The 22,054-nt window shown below is 68.7% G+C and carries 21 protein-coding genes; 7 read left to right on the top strand and 14 right to left on the bottom strand.

The window, feature by feature from the left end:
• Positions 1–27: 27 nt before the first annotated feature.
• Together DXK32_RS09530 and DXK32_RS09525 are read left to right on the top strand one after the other, a co-directional pair.
• Positions 28–2,022, top strand: a complete 1,995-nt coding sequence (locus tag DXK32_RS09530) for an acetoacetate--CoA ligase (RefSeq protein WP_114858292.1) — start codon at positions 28–30, stop codon at positions 2,020–2,022.
• Positions 2,023–2,245: 223 nt separating this feature from the next.
• A complete protein-coding gene (locus tag DXK32_RS09525) occupies positions 2,246–3,031 on the top strand; it encodes a 3-hydroxybutyrate dehydrogenase (protein ID WP_114858291.1) in 786 nt (261 codons plus the stop codon).
• Between the two features lie 47 nt (positions 3,032–3,078).
• Here the strand turns inward: DXK32_RS09525 and DXK32_RS09520 are convergent, their stop codons facing one another.
• Positions 3,079–3,780, bottom strand: a complete 702-nt coding sequence (locus DXK32_RS09520) for a glutathione binding-like protein (protein WP_114858290.1) — start codon at positions 3,778–3,780, stop codon at positions 3,079–3,081.
• Positions 3,781–3,947: 167 nt separating this feature from the next.
• On the opposite strand from DXK32_RS09520, the gene DXK32_RS32625 reads away from it, so the two are divergent.
• Positions 3,948–4,124 (top strand): hypothetical protein, encoded by a 177-nt coding sequence (locus tag DXK32_RS32625; RefSeq protein WP_205215684.1) that lies wholly within the window; start codon positions 3,948–3,950, stop codon positions 4,122–4,124.
• Between the two features lie 10 nt (positions 4,125–4,134).
• Here DXK32_RS32625 and DXK32_RS09515 read toward each other — a convergent pair whose 3' ends face one another.
• The gene (locus DXK32_RS09515) at positions 4,135–4,353 is read right to left on the bottom strand and encodes a hypothetical protein (RefSeq protein WP_114858289.1); all 219 of its coding nucleotides are present in this window, start codon (positions 4,351–4,353) and stop codon (positions 4,135–4,137) included.
• 213 nt (positions 4,354–4,566) lie between these two features.
• Here DXK32_RS09515 and DXK32_RS09510 point away from each other — a divergent pair, with 213 nt between their 5' ends.
• Positions 4,567–5,052 (top strand): response regulator, encoded by a 486-nt coding sequence (locus tag DXK32_RS09510; protein WP_114858288.1) that lies wholly within the window; start codon positions 4,567–4,569, stop codon positions 5,050–5,052.
• A gap of 74 nt (positions 5,053–5,126) precedes the next feature.
• Here DXK32_RS09510 and DXK32_RS32620 read toward each other — a convergent pair whose 3' ends face one another.
• The 5 genes from DXK32_RS32620 to DXK32_RS09490 form a co-directional block, all read right to left on the bottom strand.
• The gene (locus DXK32_RS32620; protein WP_205215683.1) at positions 5,127–5,285 is read right to left on the bottom strand and encodes a hypothetical protein; all 159 of its coding nucleotides are present in this window, start codon (positions 5,283–5,285) and stop codon (positions 5,127–5,129) included.
• 190 nt (positions 5,286–5,475) lie between these two features.
• Positions 5,476–5,955 carry a cupin domain-containing protein gene (locus DXK32_RS09505; protein WP_247877072.1) on the bottom strand — a complete coding sequence of 160 codons (480 nt, stop codon included), beginning with the start codon at positions 5,953–5,955 and terminating at the stop codon, positions 5,476–5,478.
• Between the two features lie 5 nt (positions 5,956–5,960).
• On the bottom strand, positions 5,961–8,729 hold the full coding sequence (treY, locus tag DXK32_RS09500; protein ID WP_114858286.1) for a malto-oligosyltrehalose synthase: 2,769 nt from the start codon (positions 8,727–8,729) through the stop codon (positions 5,961–5,963).
• A gap of 173 nt (positions 8,730–8,902) precedes the next feature.
• Entirely contained in the window at positions 8,903–14,557 is a 5,655-nt protein-coding gene (gene treZ / locus DXK32_RS09495; RefSeq protein ID WP_114858285.1) for a malto-oligosyltrehalose trehalohydrolase, read from the bottom strand.
• Between the two features lie 80 nt (positions 14,558–14,637).
• Complete coding sequence (locus DXK32_RS09490) at positions 14,638–14,952, bottom strand: hypothetical protein (RefSeq protein WP_035677092.1); 315 nt, start codon at positions 14,950–14,952, stop codon at positions 14,638–14,640.
• A 262-nt stretch (positions 14,953–15,214) separates the two neighbouring features.
• Between DXK32_RS09490 and DXK32_RS09485 the strand changes: the two genes are divergently transcribed.
• The gene (locus DXK32_RS09485) at positions 15,215–15,649 is read left to right on the top strand and encodes a DUF983 domain-containing protein (RefSeq protein WP_114858284.1); all 435 of its coding nucleotides are present in this window, start codon (positions 15,215–15,217) and stop codon (positions 15,647–15,649) included.
• Between the two features lie 54 nt (positions 15,650–15,703).
• Positions 15,704–15,844 (top strand): hypothetical protein, encoded by a 141-nt coding sequence (locus DXK32_RS32615; protein ID WP_205215682.1) that lies wholly within the window; start codon positions 15,704–15,706, stop codon positions 15,842–15,844.
• Positions 15,845–15,876: 32 nt separating this feature from the next.
• Here the strand turns inward: DXK32_RS32615 and DXK32_RS09480 are convergent, their stop codons facing one another.
• The 3 genes from DXK32_RS09480 to DXK32_RS09470 all read right to left on the bottom strand — a co-directional run bounded on the left by DXK32_RS09480 (position 15,877) and on the right by DXK32_RS09470 (position 17,805).
• Positions 15,877–16,128, bottom strand: coding sequence for a hypothetical protein (locus DXK32_RS09480; RefSeq protein ID WP_114858283.1), 252 nt, complete (start codon positions 16,126–16,128; stop codon positions 15,877–15,879).
• Positions 16,129–16,231: 103 nt separating this feature from the next.
• Entirely contained in the window at positions 16,232–16,387 is a 156-nt protein-coding gene (locus DXK32_RS32610; protein ID WP_014197509.1) for a hypothetical protein, read from the bottom strand.
• Positions 16,388–16,626: 239 nt separating this feature from the next.
• Positions 16,627–17,805, bottom strand: a complete 1,179-nt coding sequence (locus DXK32_RS09470; protein WP_114858282.1) for an NAD(P)/FAD-dependent oxidoreductase — start codon at positions 17,803–17,805, stop codon at positions 16,627–16,629.
• A 319-nt stretch (positions 17,806–18,124) separates the two neighbouring features.
• Here DXK32_RS09470 and DXK32_RS32070 point away from each other — a divergent pair, with 319 nt between their 5' ends.
• Positions 18,125–18,979, top strand: a complete 855-nt coding sequence (locus DXK32_RS32070; protein ID WP_162801125.1) for a hypothetical protein — start codon at positions 18,125–18,127, stop codon at positions 18,977–18,979.
• A 70-nt stretch (positions 18,980–19,049) separates the two neighbouring features.
• Here the strand turns inward: DXK32_RS32070 and DXK32_RS09465 are convergent, their stop codons facing one another.
• The 4 genes from DXK32_RS09465 to DXK32_RS09450 form a co-directional block, all read right to left on the bottom strand.
• Positions 19,050–19,391 (bottom strand): HNH endonuclease, encoded by a 342-nt coding sequence (locus DXK32_RS09465; RefSeq protein ID WP_114858281.1) that lies wholly within the window; start codon positions 19,389–19,391, stop codon positions 19,050–19,052.
• Between the two features lie 19 nt (positions 19,392–19,410).
• Positions 19,411–20,772, bottom strand: coding sequence for an ATP-binding protein (locus tag DXK32_RS09460; protein WP_114858280.1), 1,362 nt, complete (start codon positions 20,770–20,772; stop codon positions 19,411–19,413).
• A gap of 39 nt (positions 20,773–20,811) precedes the next feature.
• On the bottom strand, positions 20,812–21,510 hold the full coding sequence (locus DXK32_RS09455; RefSeq protein WP_114858348.1) for a response regulator: 699 nt from the start codon (positions 21,508–21,510) through the stop codon (positions 20,812–20,814).
• Between the two features lie 73 nt (positions 21,511–21,583).
• The coding region (locus DXK32_RS09450) for a response regulator (RefSeq protein ID WP_162801124.1) at positions 21,584–22,054 on the bottom strand (471 nt) is incomplete at its 5' end.

The following is a 22,054-nucleotide window of genomic DNA, read 5'->3' as shown; positions in this document are numbered from 1 at the left end:
TAAAAAGCCAACATCAGGAACCGCAAGATGGATCAACCGTCCCCTGGTCAATCGCTTTCTGGTCAGCCGCTTTCCGATCAGCCGTTGTGGACGCCTTCGGAGGCGCGCGTGGCCGCCTCCAACCTGACGGCTTTCCGGCAGGCCGCGAGCGCCCGCTTCGGGCTGCGGCTGGACGATTACGACGCGCTCTACGACTGGTCGGTCGCCGGCAAGGAGGATTTCTGGCGCTTCCTGTGGGAGTGGGCCGGACTCAAGGGCGATCTCGGCGGCGTGGCCCTGGCCAATGGCGACAAGATGCCCGGCGCCCGCTGGTTTCCCAAGGCCAGCCTGAACTACGCCGAGAACATGCTCGCCAACGCGCCGGAGGGCGAGGCCGTCGTCTTCTGGGCCGAGGACAAGGTCAAGCGCCGCTGGTCCGGCGCCGAGCTGAAGGCCGAGGTCTCCCGTCTCCAGCAGGCGCTGAAGGCCGCCGGCGTCGGCAAGGGAGACCGCGTCGCCGCCGTCGTCCCCAACATGCCCGAGACGCTGGCCGCCATGCTCGCCACGGCCAGCCTGGGGGCCATCTGGTCCTCCTGCTCCCCCGACTTCGGCGCCCAGGGCATCACCGACCGCTTCGGCCAGATCGAGCCGACCGTCCTCTTCGCCCCCGACGCCTACTGGTACAACGGCAAGAGTCACGACATCCGCGCCAAGATCGCCCAGGTGCTGACCGAGCTGCCCACCGTCAAGGCCGCCGTCATCATCCCCTACGTCAACGAGACGCCGGACGTCTCGGCCATCCGCGGCGGCGTCACCTGGGGCGACTTCACCGCCCCCTTCGCGGCGGCGGAGCCGAGCTTCGAGCGGGTGGCCTTCAACCACCCGCTGTTCATCCTCTATTCGTCGGGAACCACCGGCAAGCCCAAGTGCATCGTCCACGGCACCGGCGGCACGCTGCTCCAGCACGTCAAGGAGCACCGGCTGCACAGCGACGTGAAGCCGGGCGACCGGGTGTTCTACTACACCACCTGCGGTTGGATGATGTGGAACTGGCTGGTCTCCGGGCTGGCCGCCGGGGCGACGCTGCTGCTCTATGACGGCTCGCCCTTCGCGCCGGACGGCAACATCCTGTTCGACTACGCCGATGCCGAGGGCATGACCCTGTTCGGCACCTCGGCCAAATTCATCCAGCAGGCCGAGAAGTCGGGGCTGGAGCCGATGCGCACGCACCGGCTCGACACGCTGCGGGCGCTGGCATCGACCGGCTCGCCGCTGATGCCGGAGAACTTCGCGTACGTCTACCGGGCGATCAAGGCGGACATCCATCTGGCCTCGATCAGCGGCGGCACGGACATCGTGTCCTGCTTCGTGCTGGGCAACCCGACGGCGCCGGTGTGGGCGGGCGAACTGCAGACGGCGGGGCTCGGCATGGCGGTGGCGGCCTTCGACGACAGCGGCCACGCGGTCAGCGGCGAGAAGGGCGAACTGGTCTGCACGCGGCCCTTCCCCTGCATGCCGGTGGGCTTCTGGGCCGATCCGGACGGCGCGAAGTACCGGGCGGCCTATTTCGAGCGCTTCCCCAACGTGTGGACGCACGGCGACTTCATCGAGCGCACCGTTCACGGCGGCTGGGTGATCTACGGGCGCTCGGACGCGGTTCTGAACCCCGGCGGGGTGCGCATCGGCACGGCGGAGATCTATCGGCAGGTCGAGCAGCTTCCGGAGATCCTGGAGGCGGTGTGCATCGGCCAGGAATGGGACGGCGACGTGCGCGTCATCCTGTTCGTGGTGCTGCGCGAGGGGCTGACCCTGGACAAGGCGCTGGAGGACACGATCCGCAAGCGCATCAAGGAGAACTGTTCGCCGCGGCACGTCCCGGCGCGCATCGTGGCGGTCAAGGACATCCCGCGCACGCGCTCGGGCAAGATCACCGAACTGGCGGTGCGCGACGCGGTGCACGGCCGCCCGATCAAGAACACCGAGGCGCTGGCCAATCCCATGGCGCTCGACGAGTTCCGCGAGCGCCCGGAACTGGAAGGGTAAATTCAACCCTCTCCCCTCTGGGGAGAGGGTGGCCTGAAGGGGCCTCTCGCGCTGGCCGAAGGCCAGGACTGACGGCGGCAGGCGGATGCCAGAGGCATCCGCTGAGAGTCGGTGAGGGGGTCATGCTTTTGCCGGACGTACCGCAACGCGCATCCCCCTCACCCTAACCCTCTCCCCGGAGGGGAGAGGGAATTCGAACCATCAAGACAGCAGAGGATAAGCCATGACCTTGACTCAGAAGGTCGCGGTGGTCACCGGCTCGACCAGCGGGATCGGCTTGGGCATCGCGCGGGCGCTGGCTGGAGCCGGGGCGGACGTGGTGCTGAACGGTTTCGGCGACGCCGCCGCCATCGAGGAGCTGCGCGCCGGCCTGGCGGCGGAGTTCGGCGTGCGCGTCGGCTACCACGGCGCCGACCTGTCCAAGCCGGCGGAGATCGCCGCGCTGATCGCCCACGCGGAGGAGACGTTCGGCTCCGTCGATGTGCTGGTGAACAACGCCGGCATCCAGCACGTCGCCCCAGTGGAGGACTTCCCGGCCGACCGCTGGGACGCGGTGATCGCGCTCAACCTGTCCGCCGTCTTCCACGGCACCCACCACGCCCTGCCGGGCATGAAGCGGCGCGGCTGGGGACGCATCCTCAACATCGCCTCCGTGCACGGCCATGTCGCGTCGGTCAACAAATCGGCCTACGTCGCGGCCAAGCACGGCGTGGTCGGGTTGACCAAGACGGTGGCGCTGGAGACGGCGGGCACCGGCGTCACCTGCAACGCCATCTGTCCGGGCTGGGTGCTCACCCCGCTGGTGCAGAAGCAGATCGACGCGATCGCCTCGACCAGGAACATCCCGGAGCCTCAGGCGAAGGCGGAACTGCTCGGCGCCAAGCAGCCCTCCGGCGCCTTCGTGACGCCGGACGAGCTGGGCGGGCTGGCGGTCTTCCTGTGCTCCGATTCCGCGGCGCAGATGACCGGGGCCAGCCTGCTGATGGACGGCGGCTGGACCGCGCAGTAAGGACTTTGTCGCCCTCTCCCGCCTTCGGGCGGGAGAGGGCTTCATCGTCACTTCTGGACGTTGGCGGCGGTCTGGCCGAAGAGGATCTTCTTGCCCTCGTCGGTGACCGACGGGCGCTTGGCCAGTTCCGCACCCTTCTCGTAGGCGCGGACGGTCGCCGGGCGGGCCTGGATCGCTTCGAACCAGCGCTTCAGCTCGGGGAAGTCGGCGAGGTTCTGGCGCTGCCGCTCGTGCGGGACGACCCACGGGTAGCAGGCCATGTCGGCGATGGTCAGCTCGTCCCCGGCGATGAAGGCGCGGCCGGCCAGACGCTTGTTCAGGACGCCGTAGAGGCGATTGGTCTCCTTCACATAGCGGTCGATGGCGTAGGGGATCTGCTCGGGCGCGTACTGCACGAAATGGTGGTTCTGCCCGGCCATCGGGCCGAGGCCACCCACCTGCCAGAACAGCCACTCCAGAACCGTCTTGCGGCCCCGCAGGTCGGCGGGCAGGAACTTGCCGGTCTTCTCCGCCAGATAAATCAGGATCGCGCCCGACTCGAAGACGGACAGCGGCTCCCCGCCGTCGGCCGGAGCGCGGTCGACGATGGCCGGCATGCGGTTGTTGGGGGACATCGCCAGGAAGTCCGGCTTGAACTGGTCCCCGGCGGAGATGTCCACGGGATGGATCGTGTAATCCAGCCCGGCCTCCTCCAGGAACAGCGTGATCTTGTGCCCGTTGGGGGTCGGCCAGTAATGAAGGTCGATCATGGCGGTCCTTCCGGTTTGTCTTCGCCCCGAAAAGTGATGGAGTGCGCGGTTTCCGGCAACCCGCGCCGCGCGCGCATCAGCCCTCCGGAAGGGGCAGGCGACGGGCGCAACGTCGCGGCCCCCGAAATGTTGAATACGGTGAACCGACAATCAGCATGAGGACCGTCATGAACGACGACCGGACTCCCGCCACCCAGCCCCAGCGCAAGGACGACCGGATCGACGAGGCCCAGGAGGGCACCGTCAAGCCCGATCAGGGCGGCGAGGCCGAACTGACCGAGAAGGAGGAGCGCAAGCGCGGCGGTGCCAACACGTCCACGCCGGGGCCGATCTACGACGTGTGATGCCGGCCCGTCATGATACGAGCGCCAGGGTGGGGTCGGGCGGTAGCGGCGTGGCGTCTTCCAGCGTCCGGGCCACCTCGTCCAGCGGGGCGGCGACCAGCAGCGGTTCGGCGCGTCCGGCGAAGGTGATCTCGGTCCGCTCCCCTTCGATGCCGCGCAGGTACAGAACGCCCGCGGCGTTGATCAGGACCGGCGCCCCGGCGTGGTCGGTGAATTCGATGAACTTCATGCAGGACTCCCACGGAGGTTGCATCACGCTTGGACTGTCTCAAACACGCAAAGAGGGCGGCGGGTTCGCTCCTCCGGATGGCACTGCCCGTTCGGTGCCCCCCCGGCTCGCTCATTGCGCGCAATCAGCCCCTTGATTGATGCACCGCATCGACAAACATGGGCGCTGCGGGCCACGTCGGTCCGCGCCGTCCGCCAACAAGGAACAGATGCCGTGAAGTTGCTCGTCGTCGAAGACGACCCGTTGATCGGGCCCGCCATCAAGGCCGTGATGGAGAATGCCGGATACACGGTGGTCGGTCCCCTGCGCGACGCCGCCAAGGCGACGCGGCTGGGTGTCCGGGAACAGCCGGATCTTGCGCTGGTGGACGTCTATCTGGCCGGAGGCGAGAACGGGCTGACGCTGGCCCGCAAGCTGTGGGAGGAGCACAACATCCCCTCCCTGCTGATCACCGGTTTCGACCACCGCGGCGAGGAGGCGCGCGATTTCGCGGTCGGCCTGCTGCGCAAGCCGGTGATGCCCGACGCTCTGGTCGACGCGGTCGGGGCCGTCGGGGAAATCCTGGCGGGCCTGCGCCCGTCCTCCATCCCGCCGGCGCTGGAATTGTTCGGGCGGCCCGAGCGTGCGAACGCCGCGCCCCAGCCGGCGCCGCAGACCGCACCGCAAGCCGTGCAACAGCCCATGCGGCGGCAGGGCTGAGGCCCTGAGGCCCCGCCCTGCCGTTTTCCGAAGCTTCAGGAATGACCTGGAAGAGTGACCCGGCGCAGTGACCGTCAGCGGTCCGGAGTGCCTTCCGGACCGCCCGGCGCGGGGGCTTCCGCCGGCTGGGCGGAGTTCTGCGCGGGGGCCGCGACGGACTGTCCGTCCTGCGGCTTGGTGGCTTCGGAGCCGTTGCTGGGGTCCAACTCGACCCACTGGCGATGATCGCTCATGACTTGTCTCCCGTCCGTCTGTGGTCGCGTCCCGTGGTGCAGGCCGTCGTGCAGGAATGGTCCGATGAGGTGCCTCTCGTTTGCCGGTTCGGGCACCTGTCCAACGGAATAACGCGTGGCGACGGGATTCGATCAATCCCGACCGAAGAAATCGGGTATTTTGCGAGGCAACCCTGTCAAGGAGGCTCTTTTAAAAGCCGCCGCGGGCCAGCGCCGGTTCGCCCCGCCCCAACAGCCGGCGGACCAGCGACAGCGGGGCGCGAAACATCTGGCGGACGGCGGCGCGGGGACCGAGCGGCTTCTCGATCGCGTAGTATTTGCGGATCGTCTCCCGCACCTCCCAGACACCGGTGAAGCCTCTGGGAATGACGAAGGCGTCGCCCTCCCCATGCACCTGCGGCGCGCCGTCCCGGGGGGTGATGACCACCCGCCCGGCCAGCAGCACGCAGAACTCCTCATAGGGCCAGTCGGTCATGGCGATGGTGCCCGGCGTGCATTGCCAGACCCCGCAGGCGAACCGCCCCCCGCCGCCGTCATAGAGGTTCAGGAAACTTTCCTGAGGGTCGCCGGACAGCACGGTCCCGAAGACGGCGGGCTTGCCGGGATCGCTCCCGATCAGCCGCTGGTCGATGGGAACGAGCGCGCGACGCGGTGGCGGGTTGCGGTCCATGGCACTCACCCTTCCCGCACCAGAAGGGCGACGGGAAAGTCGCGGAAGAGGTCGGCGGCGGTCACCGCGTCGGCGGCCTCCAGCGTCCCGTCGGTCAGCGCGTTGCGCCAGCGCTGTCCGCGCGGCAGCGGGACGGAGGTGTCGCCCCAGTCCGGAGTCTCGCCCAGCGCGCCCACCAGACGCGGGGCGGCGACCACGACGGTGTCGTCGCCGAGGCGCCGGGCGAAGGCCACCACATGCTCCGCCCGCTCGCCCGTCGCCTCCAGCGGCAGGTACTCGCCCTTGGCGAACAGGTCGGGCATGGCCGTCCGCAGGGCCAGGGCGCGCCGGGTCAGCGACAGCTTCACCGCGCCGTCCTGCCAGCGGCTCAGCAGGCCGCCGATGTGCGCCCCCTCGACCTCGTCGAGCAGACGGCGGCGGGTGTCGTAGTCCACCGGGCGCCGGTTGTCGGGATCGACGAGGCTGAAGTTCCACAGCTCGCAGCCCTGGTAGATGTCCGGCACGCCGGGGCTGGTCAGCTTCAGCAGGGTCTGGGTCAGCCCGTTGACCATGCCGATGCGGGCAAGCCGCTCCTGGAAGGGCAGAAAGGCGTCGAAGAAGGCGGTGCTGCGCGTCACGTCCAGCGCGTCGTGGACGAAGCTGGTCATGGCGCTTTCGTACGCCTCGTCGGGGGCGGCCCAGGTGCTGTGGACCTTGGCCTCGCGCATCGACTTGGTCATGGCGCCGGCGAGGCGCTCCGCGAACTCCGTCATCGCCTGCGGGTCGAGGCCGGCGGGGTCCGCCCCGGTCAGCTCCGCCGGCCAAGCGCCGACGAGGAGCTGGTAGAACAGATACTCGTCGTTGCGGTCGGGCGGGGCGGTGCCCTCCACGTCGCCGCGGCGGGCGCGCAGCAGGCGGCTCCAGGTCTGGATCTGGCGGTCCCACTCCTCCGGCATCTCCGACAGGGCGTAGAGGCGGGCGCGGGTGTCCTCGCCGCGCTTGGTGTCGTGGGTGGTGCTGCCCAGCATGGCGTGGGGCCAGCGCTCCGCCCGCTCGGCGTTGGCGTGGTGGAAGCTGGCGGTGCCGACCCCGAAATGCTCGGGATGCCCGCCCACCTCGTTCAGCGCGGCCAGCCGGTTGTAGCGGTAGAAGGCGGTGTCCTCCAGCCCCTTGGCCATCACCGGGCCGCTGTACTGCTGGAAGCGCATGGCGAAGCGCAGCACCTGCTGGCGGCTGTAGCCGCTGCGCGGCTGGGCCACCAGATCGGTGGTCAGCAGCCTGTGCAGGAAATCGTAGGCGGAGCCGTCGGTGTTCGGGTCGGCCTTGCGGGCCTGGGTGATCGCCCAGTCGATGCTCCGCCGGTCCAGCTCGCTGACGCCGCGCCAGTCCACATAGGTGCGGTAGACCGGGAAGCGGGCGATGGTCTCCTTCAGCGCCTGATGCAGGATGTTGGCGGTGAAGTCGGCGGTGCGCGGGTTGGCGCGGGCGATGCGCGAGGCCTGCCGGGCCAGCACATGAAGCTCGCTGGCCATCTCGCTTTCCATGATGCGGACCTTGCTGGTCCGCACCACCTCGTCGAAGCTCTCGCGCCGCCCGGTGAAGTCGGCGTAGAGCTTGGTGAAGGCCTCCTCGCCCTTCGGGTCGACGAACAGCCCGCCCATCAGGTTGGCGAACTCGTAGCCGGTGGTGCCGTCGATCGGCCAGTCCTCGCGCAGCCGCTCGTGACGGGCCAGGATCTTCTCGACCACCAGATAGAAGGGCCGCTCGGTCGCCTCGGCCAGCCGCTCGCAATAGCCCCTGGGGTCGTAGAGGCCGTCGATGTGGTCGATGCGCAGCCCGTCCAGCGTGCCGTCGTCGACCAGTTTGAAGGCCAGCCGATGGGCGACGTCGAACAGCTCCCGCTCCTCCATGCGCAGGCCGGCGAGTTCGTTGATGTTGAAGAAGCGGCGGTAGTTGATGTCGTCCGCCGCCACCTTGAAATAGGCGGCGCGCCAGTTCTGGGCGGCGATCAGGTCGGTCAGGCGGCGCCAGCTCTCCGGCTCGCCCTCCGCGCCGCAGAAGCGCTTCAGCCGGCGCTCCACGGCCTCGGCCACGTCGGGCTTCTCGGAGACCAGCGCGGCCAGCTCCGCCTTCAGGGCGTTGGCGCGGCGGATCTGGTGCGGGCGGACCTGATCGAGATGGCGGAAGGCGTCGCCGATGCGCTCCAGGTCCGGCTGGTCGTCGCCCAGGATCGTGCCGTAATCGGCGGGCCGGATGGGCAGCTTGTGGGTGTCGTAGGCCCAGACGGCGAAGCCGCCCGTCTCCTTGTCGAAGCGCAGCTCCAACCCGCCGGACTCAAGCACCGCGCCGAACTGGTCGCCGAGCAGGGGCACCAGCACCTTGCCGTGCAGGTAGCGGCGGTCGGGCTCCCACTCGATGTCGAAATAGCCGGCGTAGGGGCTGTCCGGCCCCCATTCCAGCACGTCCAGCCACCAGCCGTTGTCGGCCCCGCCGACGCCCATGTGGTTGGGCACGAAGTCGAGGATCTGGCCCAGCCCGTTGCGCTTCAGCGCCTCGACCATGGCGTGGAAGGACTCCTCGCTGCCCAGCTCCGGGTTCAGGGCGTTGTGGTCGACGATGTCGTAGCCGTGGGTGCTGCCCGGCCGCGCCTTCATGTAGGGCGAGGCGTAGAGGTGGCTGACGCCCAGCCGCGCCATGTAGTCGGCGATTCCGGCGGTGCGGTCGAAGCCGAACTCGGCGCGCAGCTGCACGCGGTAGGTGGCCAGGGGGATCGGCTTATCGGCGTCCGCCGCCATGGGGTGGTCTCCTGATGGGTGTTCCCTGTGAAGGGGTTCCCTCTCCCCTCTGCTTTCGCGCAAACTTTGTTTGCGCTGACGCGACAGGCGGACCTTTGGTCCGCCGAAAGCGGGGAGAGGGGAGGGTGAGGGGGTTGCGCGTGTGCCGGACGTTCGGGAGTTGCGGGACCCCCTCACCCCAACCCTCTCCCCAGGGGGGAGAGGGGGTTATCGTCGCGCCTCCCATCGGCCACCGCGGCCGGCCGGGCGGCGGCCATGATGGCGGCGATGGCGCCGGCCTGCGGGCAGTCGGCCATGTCCTCCAGCGCGAGGCGCAGCTTGCGGCGCCAGTTGGGGTACTGGTCCACCGTGCCGGGCAGGTTCACCTGCTCCAACTCGGCGGTCAGATCGTCCATCTGGACCATGGCGACGGCCGAGCCGGTGCGGGCCAGGAAGGCGTGCACCGCGTGGCCCAGCGCCTCGCTGTAGGGGCTGTCGGGGCCGAAGCTGGCGGGCAGCGGCAGGTAGGCGTCGGCGAGCGCCTCCAGCAGGCGGGCGCGTTCGGCCATGCGGCGGTCGCGCTGGCGCTCAGCCTCGCCTTCGGCGGGGTACAGGCCGCGCTCCTCCTTCAGCGTGATGTCGTGCCCCTCCCACCAGCCGCGCAGCGTGGCGAGGTCGTGGCTGCCCACCGTGGCGAGCGCCGCGTAGGGGTAGTCGTCGGGGCCGCGGAACCCGCCGTCCTCGGTCCATTCGAAGAACATCACCCGGTAACTCAGGACACCCGCCTCCGCCATGCGCTCGCGGAATCCCTCGGGCACGGTGCCCAGATCCTCGCCGACGACGAGGCAACGGTTGCGCTGGCTCTCCAGGGCCAGGATTCCGAGGAGGTCGTCCATCGGGTAGGCGACGTAGGCCCCTTCGGAGGGCGGATGCCCCTCCGGTATCCAGTAGACGTGCTGGAGCGCCATGGCGTGGTCGATGCGCAGCGCCCCGGCGTGGCGCATGTTGGCGCGCAGCAGCTCGATGAAGCGGGCGTAGCCGCCCTCGCGCAGGGCGTGGGGGTGGAAGGGCGGCAGGCCCCAATCCTGGCCGGCCGGGTTGAACAGGTCGGGCGGGGCGCCGACATGGGCCCGCGCCACCACGACATGCGGGTCGGCCCAGGTTTCCGCACCGCCGCTGTCCGCACCGACCGCGAGGTCGCGGAAGAAGCCGACGGCCATACCGCGCTCCCGTGCCCGCTCCGCCGCCGCCTGCAACTGGCTGTCGGCCAGCCATTGCAGCCAGACGAAGAAGTCGATGCGCTCCCGCTGCTCCTCGGCGAAGCGGCGGACGGTGGGGGAGGCGGCGTCCCGATACTCCTCCGGCCAGCGGCGCCAGTCGGGCGTGCCGTCCCTGGCGAAGCGCTCGCGCAGGGCCTGGAAGATGCCAAAGCGCTCCAGCCCCTCGCCCAGCTCGGACCGGAAGGCGGCGAACGCCCGTCGCCGCTCCTCGCTGCCCTCCGCCTGGAAATGGGCGAACAGCCGTTCCAAGACCGGCAGCTTCAACGCGGCGACAGCGGCGTAATCGACCAGTGGCGCGGCCTCCGCCGCCTTGACGTTCCGCAGGAACGCCTCGTCCGCGATCCGGTCGCGGGCCTCGGCGCAGCCCATCAGCTCCGGCACCGCCAGGACGTCGATGTAGAGCGGGTTGAGGAACAGGCGGCTGGCCGGCGAATAGGGGCTGGCCTGATCGGGCTGGTCGAGGAACAGGGCGTGCAGCGGGTTCAGCCCGACGATGCCGGCCCCGCGCGCCGCCGCCATCTCCGCGACGTTGACGAGGTCGCCGAAGTCGCCGATCCCCCAATCCCCGGCGCAGCGCAGGGCGTAGAGCTGCACCGACAGGCCCCAGATCCGCTCGCCCATCTGGAGCGGGGCGGGCAGGTGGCAGGTGGCGGGGGCGGCGATGACCGTCGTCTCCAGGCCGGGATGCTCCGCCCGCAGGCCGTCGACGTCCAGCCGCAGCCGGTGATAGCCGGGCGCCGGAGCCGCGCCGAGGTCGAGGCGGCGCACTTCGAAGCGCTGCTCACCCAAGCCGGCCTTGCGGACCAGCGGCAGATCGGCGAAAGCGGCCTCGCCGCCGCGCTCGCCGCCCTCCTCCAGCGTCAGGGTCCAGCGCAGCGTCCCGCTGCCCTCCGGCAGGGTGACGGTGACCGAGAAGGGTGGGCGGTCGATGCGCAGCACCGCCACCGGCGGCAGGGGGCGGGCCAGTTCGCGCCGCTCCAGCGCCGCCAGCGCCTCCTCCGGGTCGTCCGCGTCGACCTCCATGGCGGCGAGCAGGGCGCGGATGGTGCCCTCCGACGCCTGGATGGTCTCGCCCGAGGCGCCGGTGTAGTGCGTCTCGATCCCCATCCGCTCGCCGAGCCGGTCGAGCGCCGTCGTCTCCTCGATGGTCCAGAGGACGGACAGCGGCGCCATGGTTCCGGAATCGAGCCCGTCACCCTCGGTCCACAGGACGCGGCCCACGGCCTCGCCCATGCCCTCCACCGGCGTCTCGGACAGGTTGGCGAGCAGATGCAGGCGGCTGCCGTCGCCCAGCCGCCAGGAAACGCGGATGCCCCGCCCGTCGATCACCTCGTGGGCGGCGGCACCGCCCGGGGCGTTCTCCAGCCGCGGCGCGATCTCCTTGCGGCGCACCGCCAGGATGCGGCGGTACCAGTCCAGCCACTCCCCGTGCGCGCCCGTCTTGCGGTCGTCCCAATCGAGCTTGGCCGACTGGAAAGTCTCCGGCGCGGTCGGGTCGGGGATGCGGTCGCGCACCTTCGGGTCCTGGAATTCGGGAAACTTGGCGAACTCCTCCCGCCGGCCGTTGCGCACCGCCTCGGCCAGCTCGTCGGCGAAGTCGCAGAAGAAGGGGAAGGGGCGGTCGGAGGCCCACTCCTCGCCCATGAACAGCATCGGGATGCCCGGCCCGAGCAGATAGAGCGAACTCGCCGCCCGCACCGCCTGGGGCCGCGAGAAGCGGGTGATGCGGTCGCCGAAGGCGCGGTTGCCGATCTGGTCGTGGTTCTGGATGAAGGTGACGAAGGCGGTCGGCGGCAGATGCGCCGACGGCTCGCCGCGCGCCTCGCCGCCGCGGTAGGAGGAGGCGTGCCCCTGGAAGGCGAAGCCTTCGGCCATGGCGCGGGCCAGCTTCGCCGCGTCGCCCGCGTAGTCGGCGTAGTAGCCGGCGTCCTCGCCCGACGCCCAGACGTGCAGGCAATGGTGCAGGTCGTCGTTCCACTGCGCGGTGTGCCAGCGCGGGTCGCCCTCCGGATGGCGTTCCAACAGGTGGGCTTCGTTCTCGTCGTTCTCCAGAACGAGATGGACGTGGCGGCGGCAGCGCACGGCGTCCTGTACGCGTTCGGCCAACTCCTGAAGGAACAGTTTGTCGCTGTCGTCGAGGATGGCGTGGACCGCGTCGAAGCGCAGCCCGTCCATGTGGAACTCCTCGATCCAATAAAGCGCGTTGTGGATGAAATAGTCGCGCACCGTGGCGTTGCGCGGCCCGTCCACGTTGATGGCGTCGCCCCAGGGCGTCTTGTGCCGGTCGGTGAAGAAGGCCTTGGCGTAGGCGTGGAGGTAGTTCCCGTCCGGTCCGAAATGGTTGTAGACGACGTCGAGGAAGACCATCAGCCCCCTGGCGTGGGCGGCGTCCACCAGCGCCTTCAGATCCTCCGGGCGGCCATAGGCGGCGTCCGGGGCGTAGGGCAGCACCCCGTCATAGCCCCAGTTGCGGGCGCCGGGGAAATCGGCCACCGGCAGCAGCTCGATGGCGGTGACGCCCAGCTCCACGAGGTGGTCGAGCTTGTCGATGGCGGCGCGGAAGGTGCCTTCTTCGGTGAAGGTGCCGACGTGAAGCTCGTACAGCACCGTCTCGTGCCAGGGGCGTCCGGTCCAGGCGGCGTCGGACCAGTGGAACACGGTGGGGTCGATCACCTCGCTCGGCCCGTGCACGTCGTCGGGCTGGTGGCGGGAAGCCGGGTCGGGCACGCGGAGCCCGTCCGGAAGCTCGAACTGGTAGCGGCTGCCCGCCTGGGCCTGGGCGGTGGTCCATTCGAACCAGCCGTCGGCCCGCCGCACCATGGGCAGAAGGGCCTGGGTGTCCTCCAGCCACAGCGAGACCCGCTCGGTTCCCGGCGCCCACAGGGCGAAGCGGACGGAGCCGTCGGGCTGCACCTGCGCGCCGAAGGGCATGGCGTGGGCCCGCGCCTCGCCAAGGCGGGTGGCGCCGGGGGCGGCCAGCCCGACCGGGCCGGACGCGCGGTCGGCCACCTCCGGCCCGGCGTCGGCGCCGAGGATGCCGATGGCGCCGGCCAGCGGGATGGCCAGCCAGTCGGGCCGGTTCGCCAGCTCGTAGCCGATCTCGTAGAGCGCCTTTTCCAGCAGGAAGAGTTTCAAAAGCTGCGTGGCGGTGGCCGCGTCGGCGGGCCAGCCCGGGCAGTCGCCGATGGCCTCGCGGTAGCCGGCGACGAAGGCGGCCGCCGCCTCCCCCTCCCACCAGTTCAGCCAGGCGGTGCGGGCGCCGCGCGCCGCCTCGTCGAGGTCGGCTGGCAGGGCGGCCCGTGCCCCGGCGGCGGCGTAGGTGATGGAGCGCAGCATCCCCGCCACGTCGCGCAGGATGCAGTGCTTGGCCCGCCGCTCGGCCAGCGGGCGCATCGGCTCGCCCTCGAAATCGACGATGAACAGGTCGTCCTTGCCGGCCAGCACCTGCCCCAGGTGATAGTCGCCGTGCAGGCGCATGGCGTGGAAGGTGCCGCGCGGCGGCGTCAGCGTCGCGATCTGCCGCATTACCGTCGCCTCGCTGTCGGCCAGCGACGCGGCGTAGGGGGCGAGGTCGGCGTCCAGCCGCGGCGCGGCCTCGCGCAGCTGGCCCAGGACGCGGCGGGCGAGGGTGCGCACGCCGTCCGCCCAACCCGTCAGCGTGGCCGGGGTCACCGGCTCCGGCGTGAAGGCGTCGCCACCGCCGGGGGTGGCGAGCGCCCGGTGCATCTCCGCGGTGCGGCGGCCGAGCCGGCGCATGAACGCCATCAGGGCGACGTCGTCCGCCGTGTCGTCGTCGAAGCGTTCGACGCGCTCCGCCAGGGCGGCGGTGACGTGGCTCCAGGCGTCGCGGGCGTCGGGGACCAGCTCCTGCAGGATGCACAGGGTGGCGGCCGCGCCGTCGCCGGTGCGCTCCACCCAGCCGAGCAGGGCGGGGGTGTTGCGGAAGCCGGCGACCTCGGTCAGGAAGCGCCCGACCTCCAGTTCGGGATGGATGCCGGATTCCAGCTTGCGCAGCCCCTTCAGGATCGCCGAGTCGCCGACGCGGATGGAGGTGTTGGACTGCTCCACCCCGGCCCAGCGCAGCGGCGCGCCGCCCTCCAGCGTGCCCTTCACCGCGTCGAGGGCGCGGCTTTGCCCGAAGCGCAGGCCGCCGCTCTCCCCGCCCTTGCGGATGCCGTCGAGCAGGGCGCGCACCACCTCCTCGTCGCCGTAGCCGTCGCGCAGACCGCCCGTCCAGGGAAGCGCCTCGGGGCCGGCGATGGCGAAGGGGTCGGCGCCCTCGGCCTTGCCATCGTTGCCTTGGCCGTCGCGGTCGAGCACCAGGGGAAGCTGGTAGAGCTGCGGCTCGCGCCCCGGGGCTTCCACCCGCAACAGGCAGAGCTGGGCGGCGCCGGACGCCAGCGGCAGGGGCAGCGCATCGACGATGCGCACGGTCGGCGTGCCGGCGTCCTTGGCGGCGTACCATCGCCGTCCCGTCAGGAAGCCGGGAAGCAGTTTGTCCTGAAGCAGGGACAGGGCCTCGCCCTCGATGGGGCCGGAAAAAGCGTTCGATTTGGGCGCTGTCGACAAGACACGTCTCCCCTGTTGGGCGGCACGGCTCGCACAACAACCGGGGCGGTGCGGTGTTCCTCCCGCCTAACCGTAGGTGGCTAGCCGTCGGACATGCGCGGATGGTGGGGCAGGCGGCCCAGCCGGCCGATCCGTTCGGCCAGTTGCAGCGCCTCGACCACGTCGTCGAGCCGCCCGCACTGCATCAGCGTGTGCGCGTGGGTGTTGAGCGCGGCGACCACCGCGCGTTCGTCGGACACGCCGTCGGCCGGGCGCCCGTCGCGGTCGAGGATGACCGCGCCGAGCGCGGCCAGCGCCTCCGCCGACAGATTCACGGCGTCGAGCATCGCCGCGTCGTCCTTCTCCGCGGCGTTCAGCACGGGTTCCAGCACCTCGGCCAGCAACCGGGGATTCATGAAGGCACGCTCCTGACGGCATCTGTGCTTTGAAACACTGAAAATGGCCCGTTGTGCCGCCGCCGCAAGCCGATGCCCCGTCAACTGAACAGGAGGTAGAGGCGCTCGCGCCCGCAAGCCTCGCCCCCGGCCGCCCTCCCTTTTTGTATGAATGCCATCGGTGCATTGGATGCATTCAAGTTGACATTGCCGGTATCAAGGGTGCATACGGTTACGCATTGCATGCAGGCATTGCCTGCCATTGCCCCCGAAGGAACACGCGATGTCATCCGAACCGGAGTGGCCGCCTCTTCCCCCGTTCAGCACCGGCGCGCGTGGTCGCTGCCCACGCTGCGGCCAGGGTCATCTGTTCAAAGGTTTTCTGGCGCTGCGCTCCCACTGCGAGGTCTGTGGTCTGGATTACTCCTACGCCGATCCGGCCGACGGCCCCGCCTTCTTCGTCATCTGCTTCGCCTCGATTCCCACGGTCATCCTGGCGCTTTGGATCGAGGTGAGGTTCGAGGCCCCTTACTGGGTGCACCTCGTCACGACCCTGCCGTTCCTGTTGCTGACCTGTGTGCCGCCCTTGCGGCCGCTGAAGGGGTGGCTGGTGGCCAGCCAGTACGTCTACAAGGCCGAGGAGGCCCGTTTCGTCGCCGCCCCGCCAACCCACCCGTCTGCGGCTCCGCCCGCCGACATAAGCTCGCGCTCGACCTGACCGTCGTCAGGTTTCCTTGGCGATAGACGGTGTCATAGCCTGGAGATGTTCAAAATGTACGACTGGTTCCCTTTGGTCTTCTTCCCATTCAAAATCATCGTTTTGGGAACGGGCATGTTCTTCGCCATCAAGTGGCATCACGACAGGGCGAAGCAGGAGAAAGCGAAGAAGGACAACGAAGCCAACGCATCGTAAGCGCCTGCCATCGCAGGGCCGACTGCCAGGGCTCACGCCTCCAGGACGGATTCGACCTCGGACAGATCGCTCAGGCGGCGGGCCAGCTTGTCCGTGCACTGGATTTCCAGGATGCCGAAGCCGGCGTTGGGCGCGATCGCGTGAAGGTCGCCGGCCATGCCGTTCTGGCTGGCGAAGCGCTTGAGCCGGTCCACCATGGCGTCGCGCTCGGGCCGGCCCGGACGCAGGCCGGGCAGGGGGCGGGTGAACAGAACCTTGTAGCGTTTGAACATGGCGTGAGCCATGGGAGGGGCTCCCGACCTGCTGAATGGAGATGGACGCGCCAGGGGATTTGGCACGTCCACCCCCGCCGGTGCAAGCCCTTCGGTCCAGGCCCGCCCCCCGGCGTCAGTCCTTGGTCGGCTCCACATTCTCCGCGCCCTTGCGGGTGCCGCCGAAGCGGTCAGCACCTTTCGCATCGGGGGCGTCCGGCTTCTTGTGGTTGCCGGTGTTCTGCTGGTCGTCGGTGTGCTTGACGGTTTCTTCGGTGTGGGGCTGCTTCATCGCGGGGCCTCATGCTCCGTTCGGAATGGTCAACCCCATCAACCGGCCGGGCTCGCGCCCGTTCCGCAAAATCGCCGGCTGCCAATCCCCTCTCCCGTCTCGGGAGAGGGAAGGGGCCCGCGCAAAGCGCGGGAAGGGTGAGGGTAACACCGAGAATCAGCACCTCGATCCTTGTTCTACCCTCACCCGCCCGCTGCGCGGGCACCCTCTCCCGGGGCGGGAGAGGGACTGGAATGCCTTCAGATGACGTTGGTTTCCAGCAGGGGGCGGTTCTCCACCAGACGGTCGTAGGCGAAGGCCGACAGGTTCAGGCTGCGGTAGGCGCCGGTCGCGATCAGCTCCGCCAGCCCGCGCCCGGCGCCCGGCGCCTGTTGCAGGCCGTGGCCGCTGAAGCCGTTGCAGAACAGGAAGTTGTGAAGGTCCGGATGCGGCCCGATGACGGCGTTCTGGTCGATCTCGTTGTATTCGTAGAAGCCGGCCCAGGCGTTGGTGACCTTGATCGCCTCAAAAGCGGGGACGCGTTCGGCCAGCGCCGGCCACATCGTCTCATCGAACAGGTCGTGCTCCACCGTCAGGTCGTCGGTGTCCGGATCGCGGTCGGCGGGCGGCGGGGCGCCGCAGATGAACTGCTTGCCCTCCGGCCGGAACCACACGCCGGAGGGGTCGATGACCAGCGGGCAGCCGGGCAGCTCCTCGCGGCAGTCGAACACGAAGACGCAGCGCTTGCGCGCCGACACCGGCAGGTCCACCCCGGCCATGGTGGCGACGCGGCGGGCCTGCGGCCCGGCGGCGTTGACCGCCACCCCGCAGGACAGCCGTTGCCCATCGGCCAGACGCACCGCGGTGACCTTGCCGTCGGCGGTGTCGATGCCCGCGACCTCCCCGGCGATCATGGCGACGCCCAGCGCCTTGGCCTTGCGGCGGAAGGCCTGCATCAGGCTGTAGCCGTCGAACCAGCCCTCCCCGGAGAGGCCGAGCGAACCGAGGGAGATCCCGTCCACCGACAGCCAGGGGAAGCGGGCGGCCAGCTCGTCCGGCGACAGCAGCGCCACGTCGGCGCCGCAGGACAGCTGGATGGCGTTGTTCCGGCGCAGGATGTCCGCCCCGGCCCCGGTCGCCAGATAGAGATAGCCCGGCTCGCGCAGGCTCAGATCCACCGGGTCACCGTCCACGGAGAGATGTTCCGTCGCGTTGCGGATGAAGGACAGGCCGAACTGCGACAGGGCGATGTTCGCCGGCGTCGAGAACTGCTGCCGGATCGAGCTGGCTGACAGGGCGGAGGAGGCGCGCTGGTAGGTCGGATCCCGCTCCACCACCGCCACGCTGCCGCCGAAGCCGGGGTCGTTCGCCAGGAAATAGGCGACCGCGCAGCCCATCACACCACCGCCGACGATCACGACGTCGTACCGATCCGCCATCGAACGCTCCCGAATTAACCTTGTTTATCGTTCCGGTGATCGGGCCAGAAGGCGGCGGCGCCGTCAAGCGGGTGCGTGAAAGGACTTGTGCTTTTGATGGTGTGGTTTGTTCATCGCACAGGCCTTACGGTCCGACCAGCGATCTTCCATGCATCCCCACAAAGATCGCGCAATGCGACAGAAGCAAATTAATCACGCGAAATCAATCCATTATGAATGTCTTTAGCGTGTTCAGGTGGGTGGCCACCATTCTTGACAATACACATCAACGAGAGGATTATTTTGTCTTGTTTGCATAGTCAAGATATGGACTCCCGTTATGATTGAAGAGAATGTCGAATTGCTATCAGATAAAAAGGAAATGCCGACAGATAAAAAAGAAATCTTTGTGTCAGGAGATACGGGGATAAGATTTTCCATATCAGGCAAAGATATATCCGATTTAATAAAGCACGGCGTCGTTTCGGCGGTCGAGGATGAGGTCTTTTCAAAAGTAGAAAAATATTTCAAATTGTTTTCTGTGATTTCGGCAATTGCCTTGGCTAGTGTTTCTGTCAGTATATATTTTGGAGTAAAAAGTTACATCGCGCAAGCGATCGATAAGCAGCTTCAGGAAGAGTCTAGGCAGCTGATTATTAATGAAACAAAGCGATATATATCCAGTGAGGATGGATCAAGAAAAATTGTTGAAATAATGGTGGCGGGTGTAAATGGTGATTCTTCTGCGGACAATATGATAAATTTCGACAATGCAATTGCACGATCAATGAAATTATACATCGAAAAAATATCTGAAGAAGTAGCAAGAAAAATAGTCGAACAAAATAAAATAAATATAAATACAGCGAAGCCCGGTGCCCACGACAAAGAAATCATCGCTGATGCTCCAGCGGAAGTGGCGTATAGAATAATAATAGCAAGCTATACTGCGCGACCATATGCCGCATCATTCGTTGAGCAGGCGTCAGCAACGCTGAAATCAAAAAATCTTCAAGAGTTTACCCCAATAATATGCGACCCGACTTTGGGAAATGATAAAATAGTTGTTGCTGTCGGAAAATTTCCAACAGTGAAAAGCGCGGACGATGTTCGGATAAGGATGATATCCGCAGGTTTTCCATCCAACATATATGTATCGGCCAACACAAGAAATGTTTACAACTGCGGGACTTGATGTCTCGGTGGGCGCACCCCCATGGGCGAGCTGTTGGGTAATCAATCAAGGCAAATGCGCCAGACGGTCTTCAAAGTCCGTTCAGTTTCGCGATGGCGCGGGCGACGGTCATCCACTCGTCGCCCGGCTCGGCGTCGCGCAGGGCGAGCAGCGGCGGCCAGACGCCCAATTGGCTGCGGCGGCGCTGGGTGACGAAGCGGTCGATCTCCTCCGGGGTCGGCAGGCGGTCGGCCTTGCGCTGGTTGCAGCGGCGGTGCGCCAGCACGACGTTCGGCGCCGCGTCGAGTCCACCGTAGGCCAGCGGGATCAGGTGGTCGAAAGTCGCCTTGGCCCCCACCGGCTCCCCGCAGTAGAAGCAGCACCCGCCCTGCTGGACGTCCATGAGGCGGTATTCGTCGGGGCTGACGGGCATGGCGGCTTCCTATGAAAACTCACACCGGCAGGCGGATCAGCACGCGCAGGCCGCCGTAGGGGCTGTCGCTGAGCGTGATGTCGCCGCCGTGGCTGCGGGCGACGTCGCGGGCGATGGTCAGCCCCAGCCCGGCGCCGCCGGTCGCCTGGTTGCGGGAGCTGTCCAGCCGGAAGAAGGGCTTGAACACGTCGTCGCGGGACGCCTGCGGAATGCCCGGCCCGTCGTCGTCCACCAGGATGTCGATGAAGCCGTCCTCCCGCTCCGCCCGCACCCAGATGCGGTCGCCGTGGCGCCGCGCGTTGGACAGCAGATTGGCGAGGCAGCGGCGCGTCGCGTTGGGGCGCAGCGGCAGGGTCAGCCCGTCCGGTGCGGCCAGGGCGACCTCCGCCCCCTCGCGGCGCACGCCGGAGACCACCTCGTTCAGGATGCGGGTCAGGTCGGTCGGCTGGACGGCCTCCGTCCCCTCGCCGCGGGCGAAGGCCAGATAGCCCTCGATCATCGTCTCCATTTCGGTGACGTCGGTCAGAAGCTCATCGACCTCCGGCCCGTCGCCCATCATGTCCAGCGCCAGCTTCATGCGGGTCAGCGGCGTGCGCAGGTCGTGGCTGACGCCGGCCAGCATCTCCGTCCGCTGGGTGATCTGGCGGTGGATGCGCTCGCGCATGCGCAGGAAGGCGACGGCGGCCTGCCGCACCTCGGTCGCCCCCTCCGGCTTGAAGTTGCGCACGTCGCGGCCCTTGCCCAGCGCGTCCGCGGCGGCGGCCAGCCGCTTGATGGGGCGGATCTGGTTGCGCATGAAGATGATGGCGACGGTGAACAGCACCAGGGCCGAGCCGACCATCCACAGGATGAAGATGTAGCTGGTCGGGCTGAACAGGCGGCGTTCCGGCGACATCACCGACAGCACGCCGTCCGGCATCTGCACGCGGATCTCGTACCATTCACGGGTGATCCGGGTGTTGATGGCGAAGGGCCGCCGCACCCGCTCGTGCAGCGCCTTGCTCAGCGTGTTCTCCAGCATGCCGCGCAGCTTCGGCGGGTGGTCGGGCAGGGTGCTGCCGGGCTCCAGCGTCACGATCAGGTCGGTGCTGCGGGCGGTGGCGGCCAGCGTCCAGTTGCGCCCCTCCGGGGTCGGGTCATGCTCCAGCATGCCGATGACCATGGCGATGTCGCCGGCCACCGCGAAGGCCAGCCGGTTCGTCATGGTGTCCCAGTGGCGGTCGTAGAAGATCCAGGTGGCCACCGCCTGGGCCAGGATGACCGGCGTCACGATGATCAGCAGCGAGCGGCCGAACAGCGTCCGGGGCAGGAACCGCTTCAGCAGCCCCGTCTGCTCGCGGCGCGGCATCGGCATCGGTGCGGCGGCGGTGTCGGTGGTCATGGTCCTGGTCCTGATGCTCTGGGTGCTCCGTCGGCCCCGTTACGGGTCCGGCCTCAACACATAGCCCTCGCCGCGCACCGTGTGCAGGTAGCGCGGCTCCCGCGGGTCGGGTTCGATCTTGCGGCGCAGGCGGGTCACCTGCACGTCGATGGTGCGGGCGTTGCCGGCGACCTTGCTGCGCTCCGTCAGCTCCTCGCGCGAGAAGATGGTGCCGGGGGCGGTGGCGAGCACGCGCAGCAGCCCGGCCTCCGCGGTGGTCAGCCGGACCACCTCCTCGCCCGCCCGCAGCTCGTCGCGGTCGGGCAGGTAGATCATCGGGCCGAGCTTCACTGGCTGCGGCGGCGCCGGGTCCGCCGGGCGGCTGGCCTGACGGCGCAGGATCGAGTTGATGCGCAGCAGCAGCTCGCGCGGGTTGAAGGGCTTGGCGAGGTAGTCGTCGGCCCCGGCCTCCAGCCCGGCGATGCGGTCGTCCGGCTCGCCCCGCGCGGTCAGCAGCAGGATCGGCAGGTCGCGCTCCCGGCGCAGCGATTCGGTCAGCTCCAGCCCGGTCTCGCCCGGCATCATGATGTCGAGCACCAGCAGATCGAAGGCCAGCCCGGCCAGCTTGGCCCGCGCCTCCGCCGCGTCCTTCGCGGTGGCGACCAGGAAGCCGTTGCCGGCGAGATACTTGCGCAGCAGCTCGCGCAGGCGGGTGTCGTCATCGACGACCAGGATGTGGGGCTGGTCTTCTTCGGTCATGGCGCGACTGTAGCGCAAGCGGGCGCCGCGCACCAAGGGAAGCGGCGGCGGAGCGGGGCCTCACGCTGCGGCTTCACGCCGCCGCATCGGCGCCCGCGGTCAGCTCCGCCAGGGTGGACAGGATGCGGTTGGGTGCGGCGGGCTTGGTCAGCACGAGGCAGCCGGCCTCCTTGGCGGCGCGCACCAGCTCGGCGGACAGTTCCCCGGTCAGCAGGATGGCCGGGACGTCCCGGCCCAGCACCCCGCGCAGGGTCTGGATGCCGCTCAGCCCGTCGGTGCCGCCGGGCAGCCGGTAGTCGCTGAGGATCGCCGAGGGCGCCTGGAGGGTCGCCTGGGCGGCGGCGAGGGCGGAATCGAAACTGTCGGCCGCCATCACCCCGGCCCCGGCCTGCTCCAGCAGCAGGGTCAGGGAGTTGCGCTGCAGCGGATCGTCCTCGACCACCAGAACCCGCCGTCCCGACAGGCGCCCGGACGCTTCGGCGGGACGGGCCGGCGGGGCGGCGGGTTCTGGTGGTCGAGGACGATCCGCTGCAGCGCAACTCCC

Source organism: Azospirillum brasilense, from assembly GCF_003349955.1.
Classification (GTDB): Bacteria; Pseudomonadota; Alphaproteobacteria; order Azospirillales; family Azospirillaceae; genus Azospirillum; species Azospirillum brasilense_B.
The sequence above is the reverse complement of the archived record's forward strand: the minus strand, read 5'-3'. Positions and strand labels throughout refer to the sequence as shown.

What these genes read in the sequence shown, in the direction of transcription:
- DXK32_RS32615 (WP_205215682.1), top strand. Translation starts at nt 15,704, where the DNA reads ATGTACGACTGGTTCCCTTTGGTCTTCTTCCCATTCAAAATCATCGTT.
- DXK32_RS09460 (WP_114858280.1), bottom strand. Translation starts at nt 20,772, where the DNA reads ATGACCACCGACACCGCCGCCGCACCGATGCCGATGCCGCGCCGCGAG.
- DXK32_RS32625 (WP_205215684.1), top strand. Translation starts at nt 3,948, where the DNA reads ATGAACGACGACCGGACTCCCGCCACCCAGCCCCAGCGCAAGGACGAC.
- DXK32_RS09530 (WP_114858292.1), top strand. Translation starts at nt 28, where the DNA reads ATGGATCAACCGTCCCCTGGTCAATCGCTTTCTGGTCAGCCGCTTTCC.
- DXK32_RS32070 (WP_162801125.1), top strand. Translation starts at nt 18,125, where the DNA reads ATGATTGAAGAGAATGTCGAATTGCTATCAGATAAAAAGGAAATGCCG.
- DXK32_RS09485 (WP_114858284.1), top strand. Translation starts at nt 15,215, where the DNA reads ATGTCATCCGAACCGGAGTGGCCGCCTCTTCCCCCGTTCAGCACCGGC.
- DXK32_RS09505 (WP_247877072.1), bottom strand. Translation starts at nt 5,955, where the DNA reads ATGGACCGCAACCCGCCACCGCGTCGCGCGCTCGTTCCCATCGACCAG.
- DXK32_RS09455 (WP_114858348.1), bottom strand. Translation starts at nt 21,510, where the DNA reads ATGACCGAAGAAGACCAGCCCCACATCCTGGTCGTCGATGACGACACC.
- DXK32_RS09520 (WP_114858290.1), bottom strand. Translation starts at nt 3,780, where the DNA reads ATGATCGACCTTCATTACTGGCCGACCCCCAACGGGCACAAGATCACG.
- DXK32_RS09480 (WP_114858283.1), bottom strand. Translation starts at nt 16,128, where the DNA reads ATGGCTCACGCCATGTTCAAACGCTACAAGGTTCTGTTCACCCGCCCC.
- DXK32_RS09515 (WP_114858289.1), bottom strand. Translation starts at nt 4,353, where the DNA reads ATGAAGTTCATCGAATTCACCGACCACGCCGGGGCGCCGGTCCTGATC.
- DXK32_RS09470 (WP_114858282.1), bottom strand. Translation starts at nt 17,805, where the DNA reads ATGGCGGATCGGTACGACGTCGTGATCGTCGGCGGTGGTGTGATGGGC.
- DXK32_RS09525 (WP_114858291.1), top strand. Translation starts at nt 2,246, where the DNA reads ATGACCTTGACTCAGAAGGTCGCGGTGGTCACCGGCTCGACCAGCGGG.
- DXK32_RS32610 (WP_014197509.1), bottom strand. Translation starts at nt 16,387, where the DNA reads ATGAAGCAGCCCCACACCGAAGAAACCGTCAAGCACACCGACGACCAG.
- treY (WP_114858286.1), bottom strand. Translation starts at nt 8,729, where the DNA reads ATGGCGGCGGACGCCGATAAGCCGATCCCCCTGGCCACCTACCGCGTG.
- DXK32_RS09465 (WP_114858281.1), bottom strand. Translation starts at nt 19,391, where the DNA reads ATGCCCGTCAGCCCCGACGAATACCGCCTCATGGACGTCCAGCAGGGC.
- DXK32_RS32620 (WP_205215683.1), bottom strand. Translation starts at nt 5,285, where the DNA reads ATGAGCGATCATCGCCAGTGGGTCGAGTTGGACCCCAGCAACGGCTCC.
- DXK32_RS09490 (WP_035677092.1), bottom strand. Translation starts at nt 14,952, where the DNA reads ATGAATCCCCGGTTGCTGGCCGAGGTGCTGGAACCCGTGCTGAACGCC.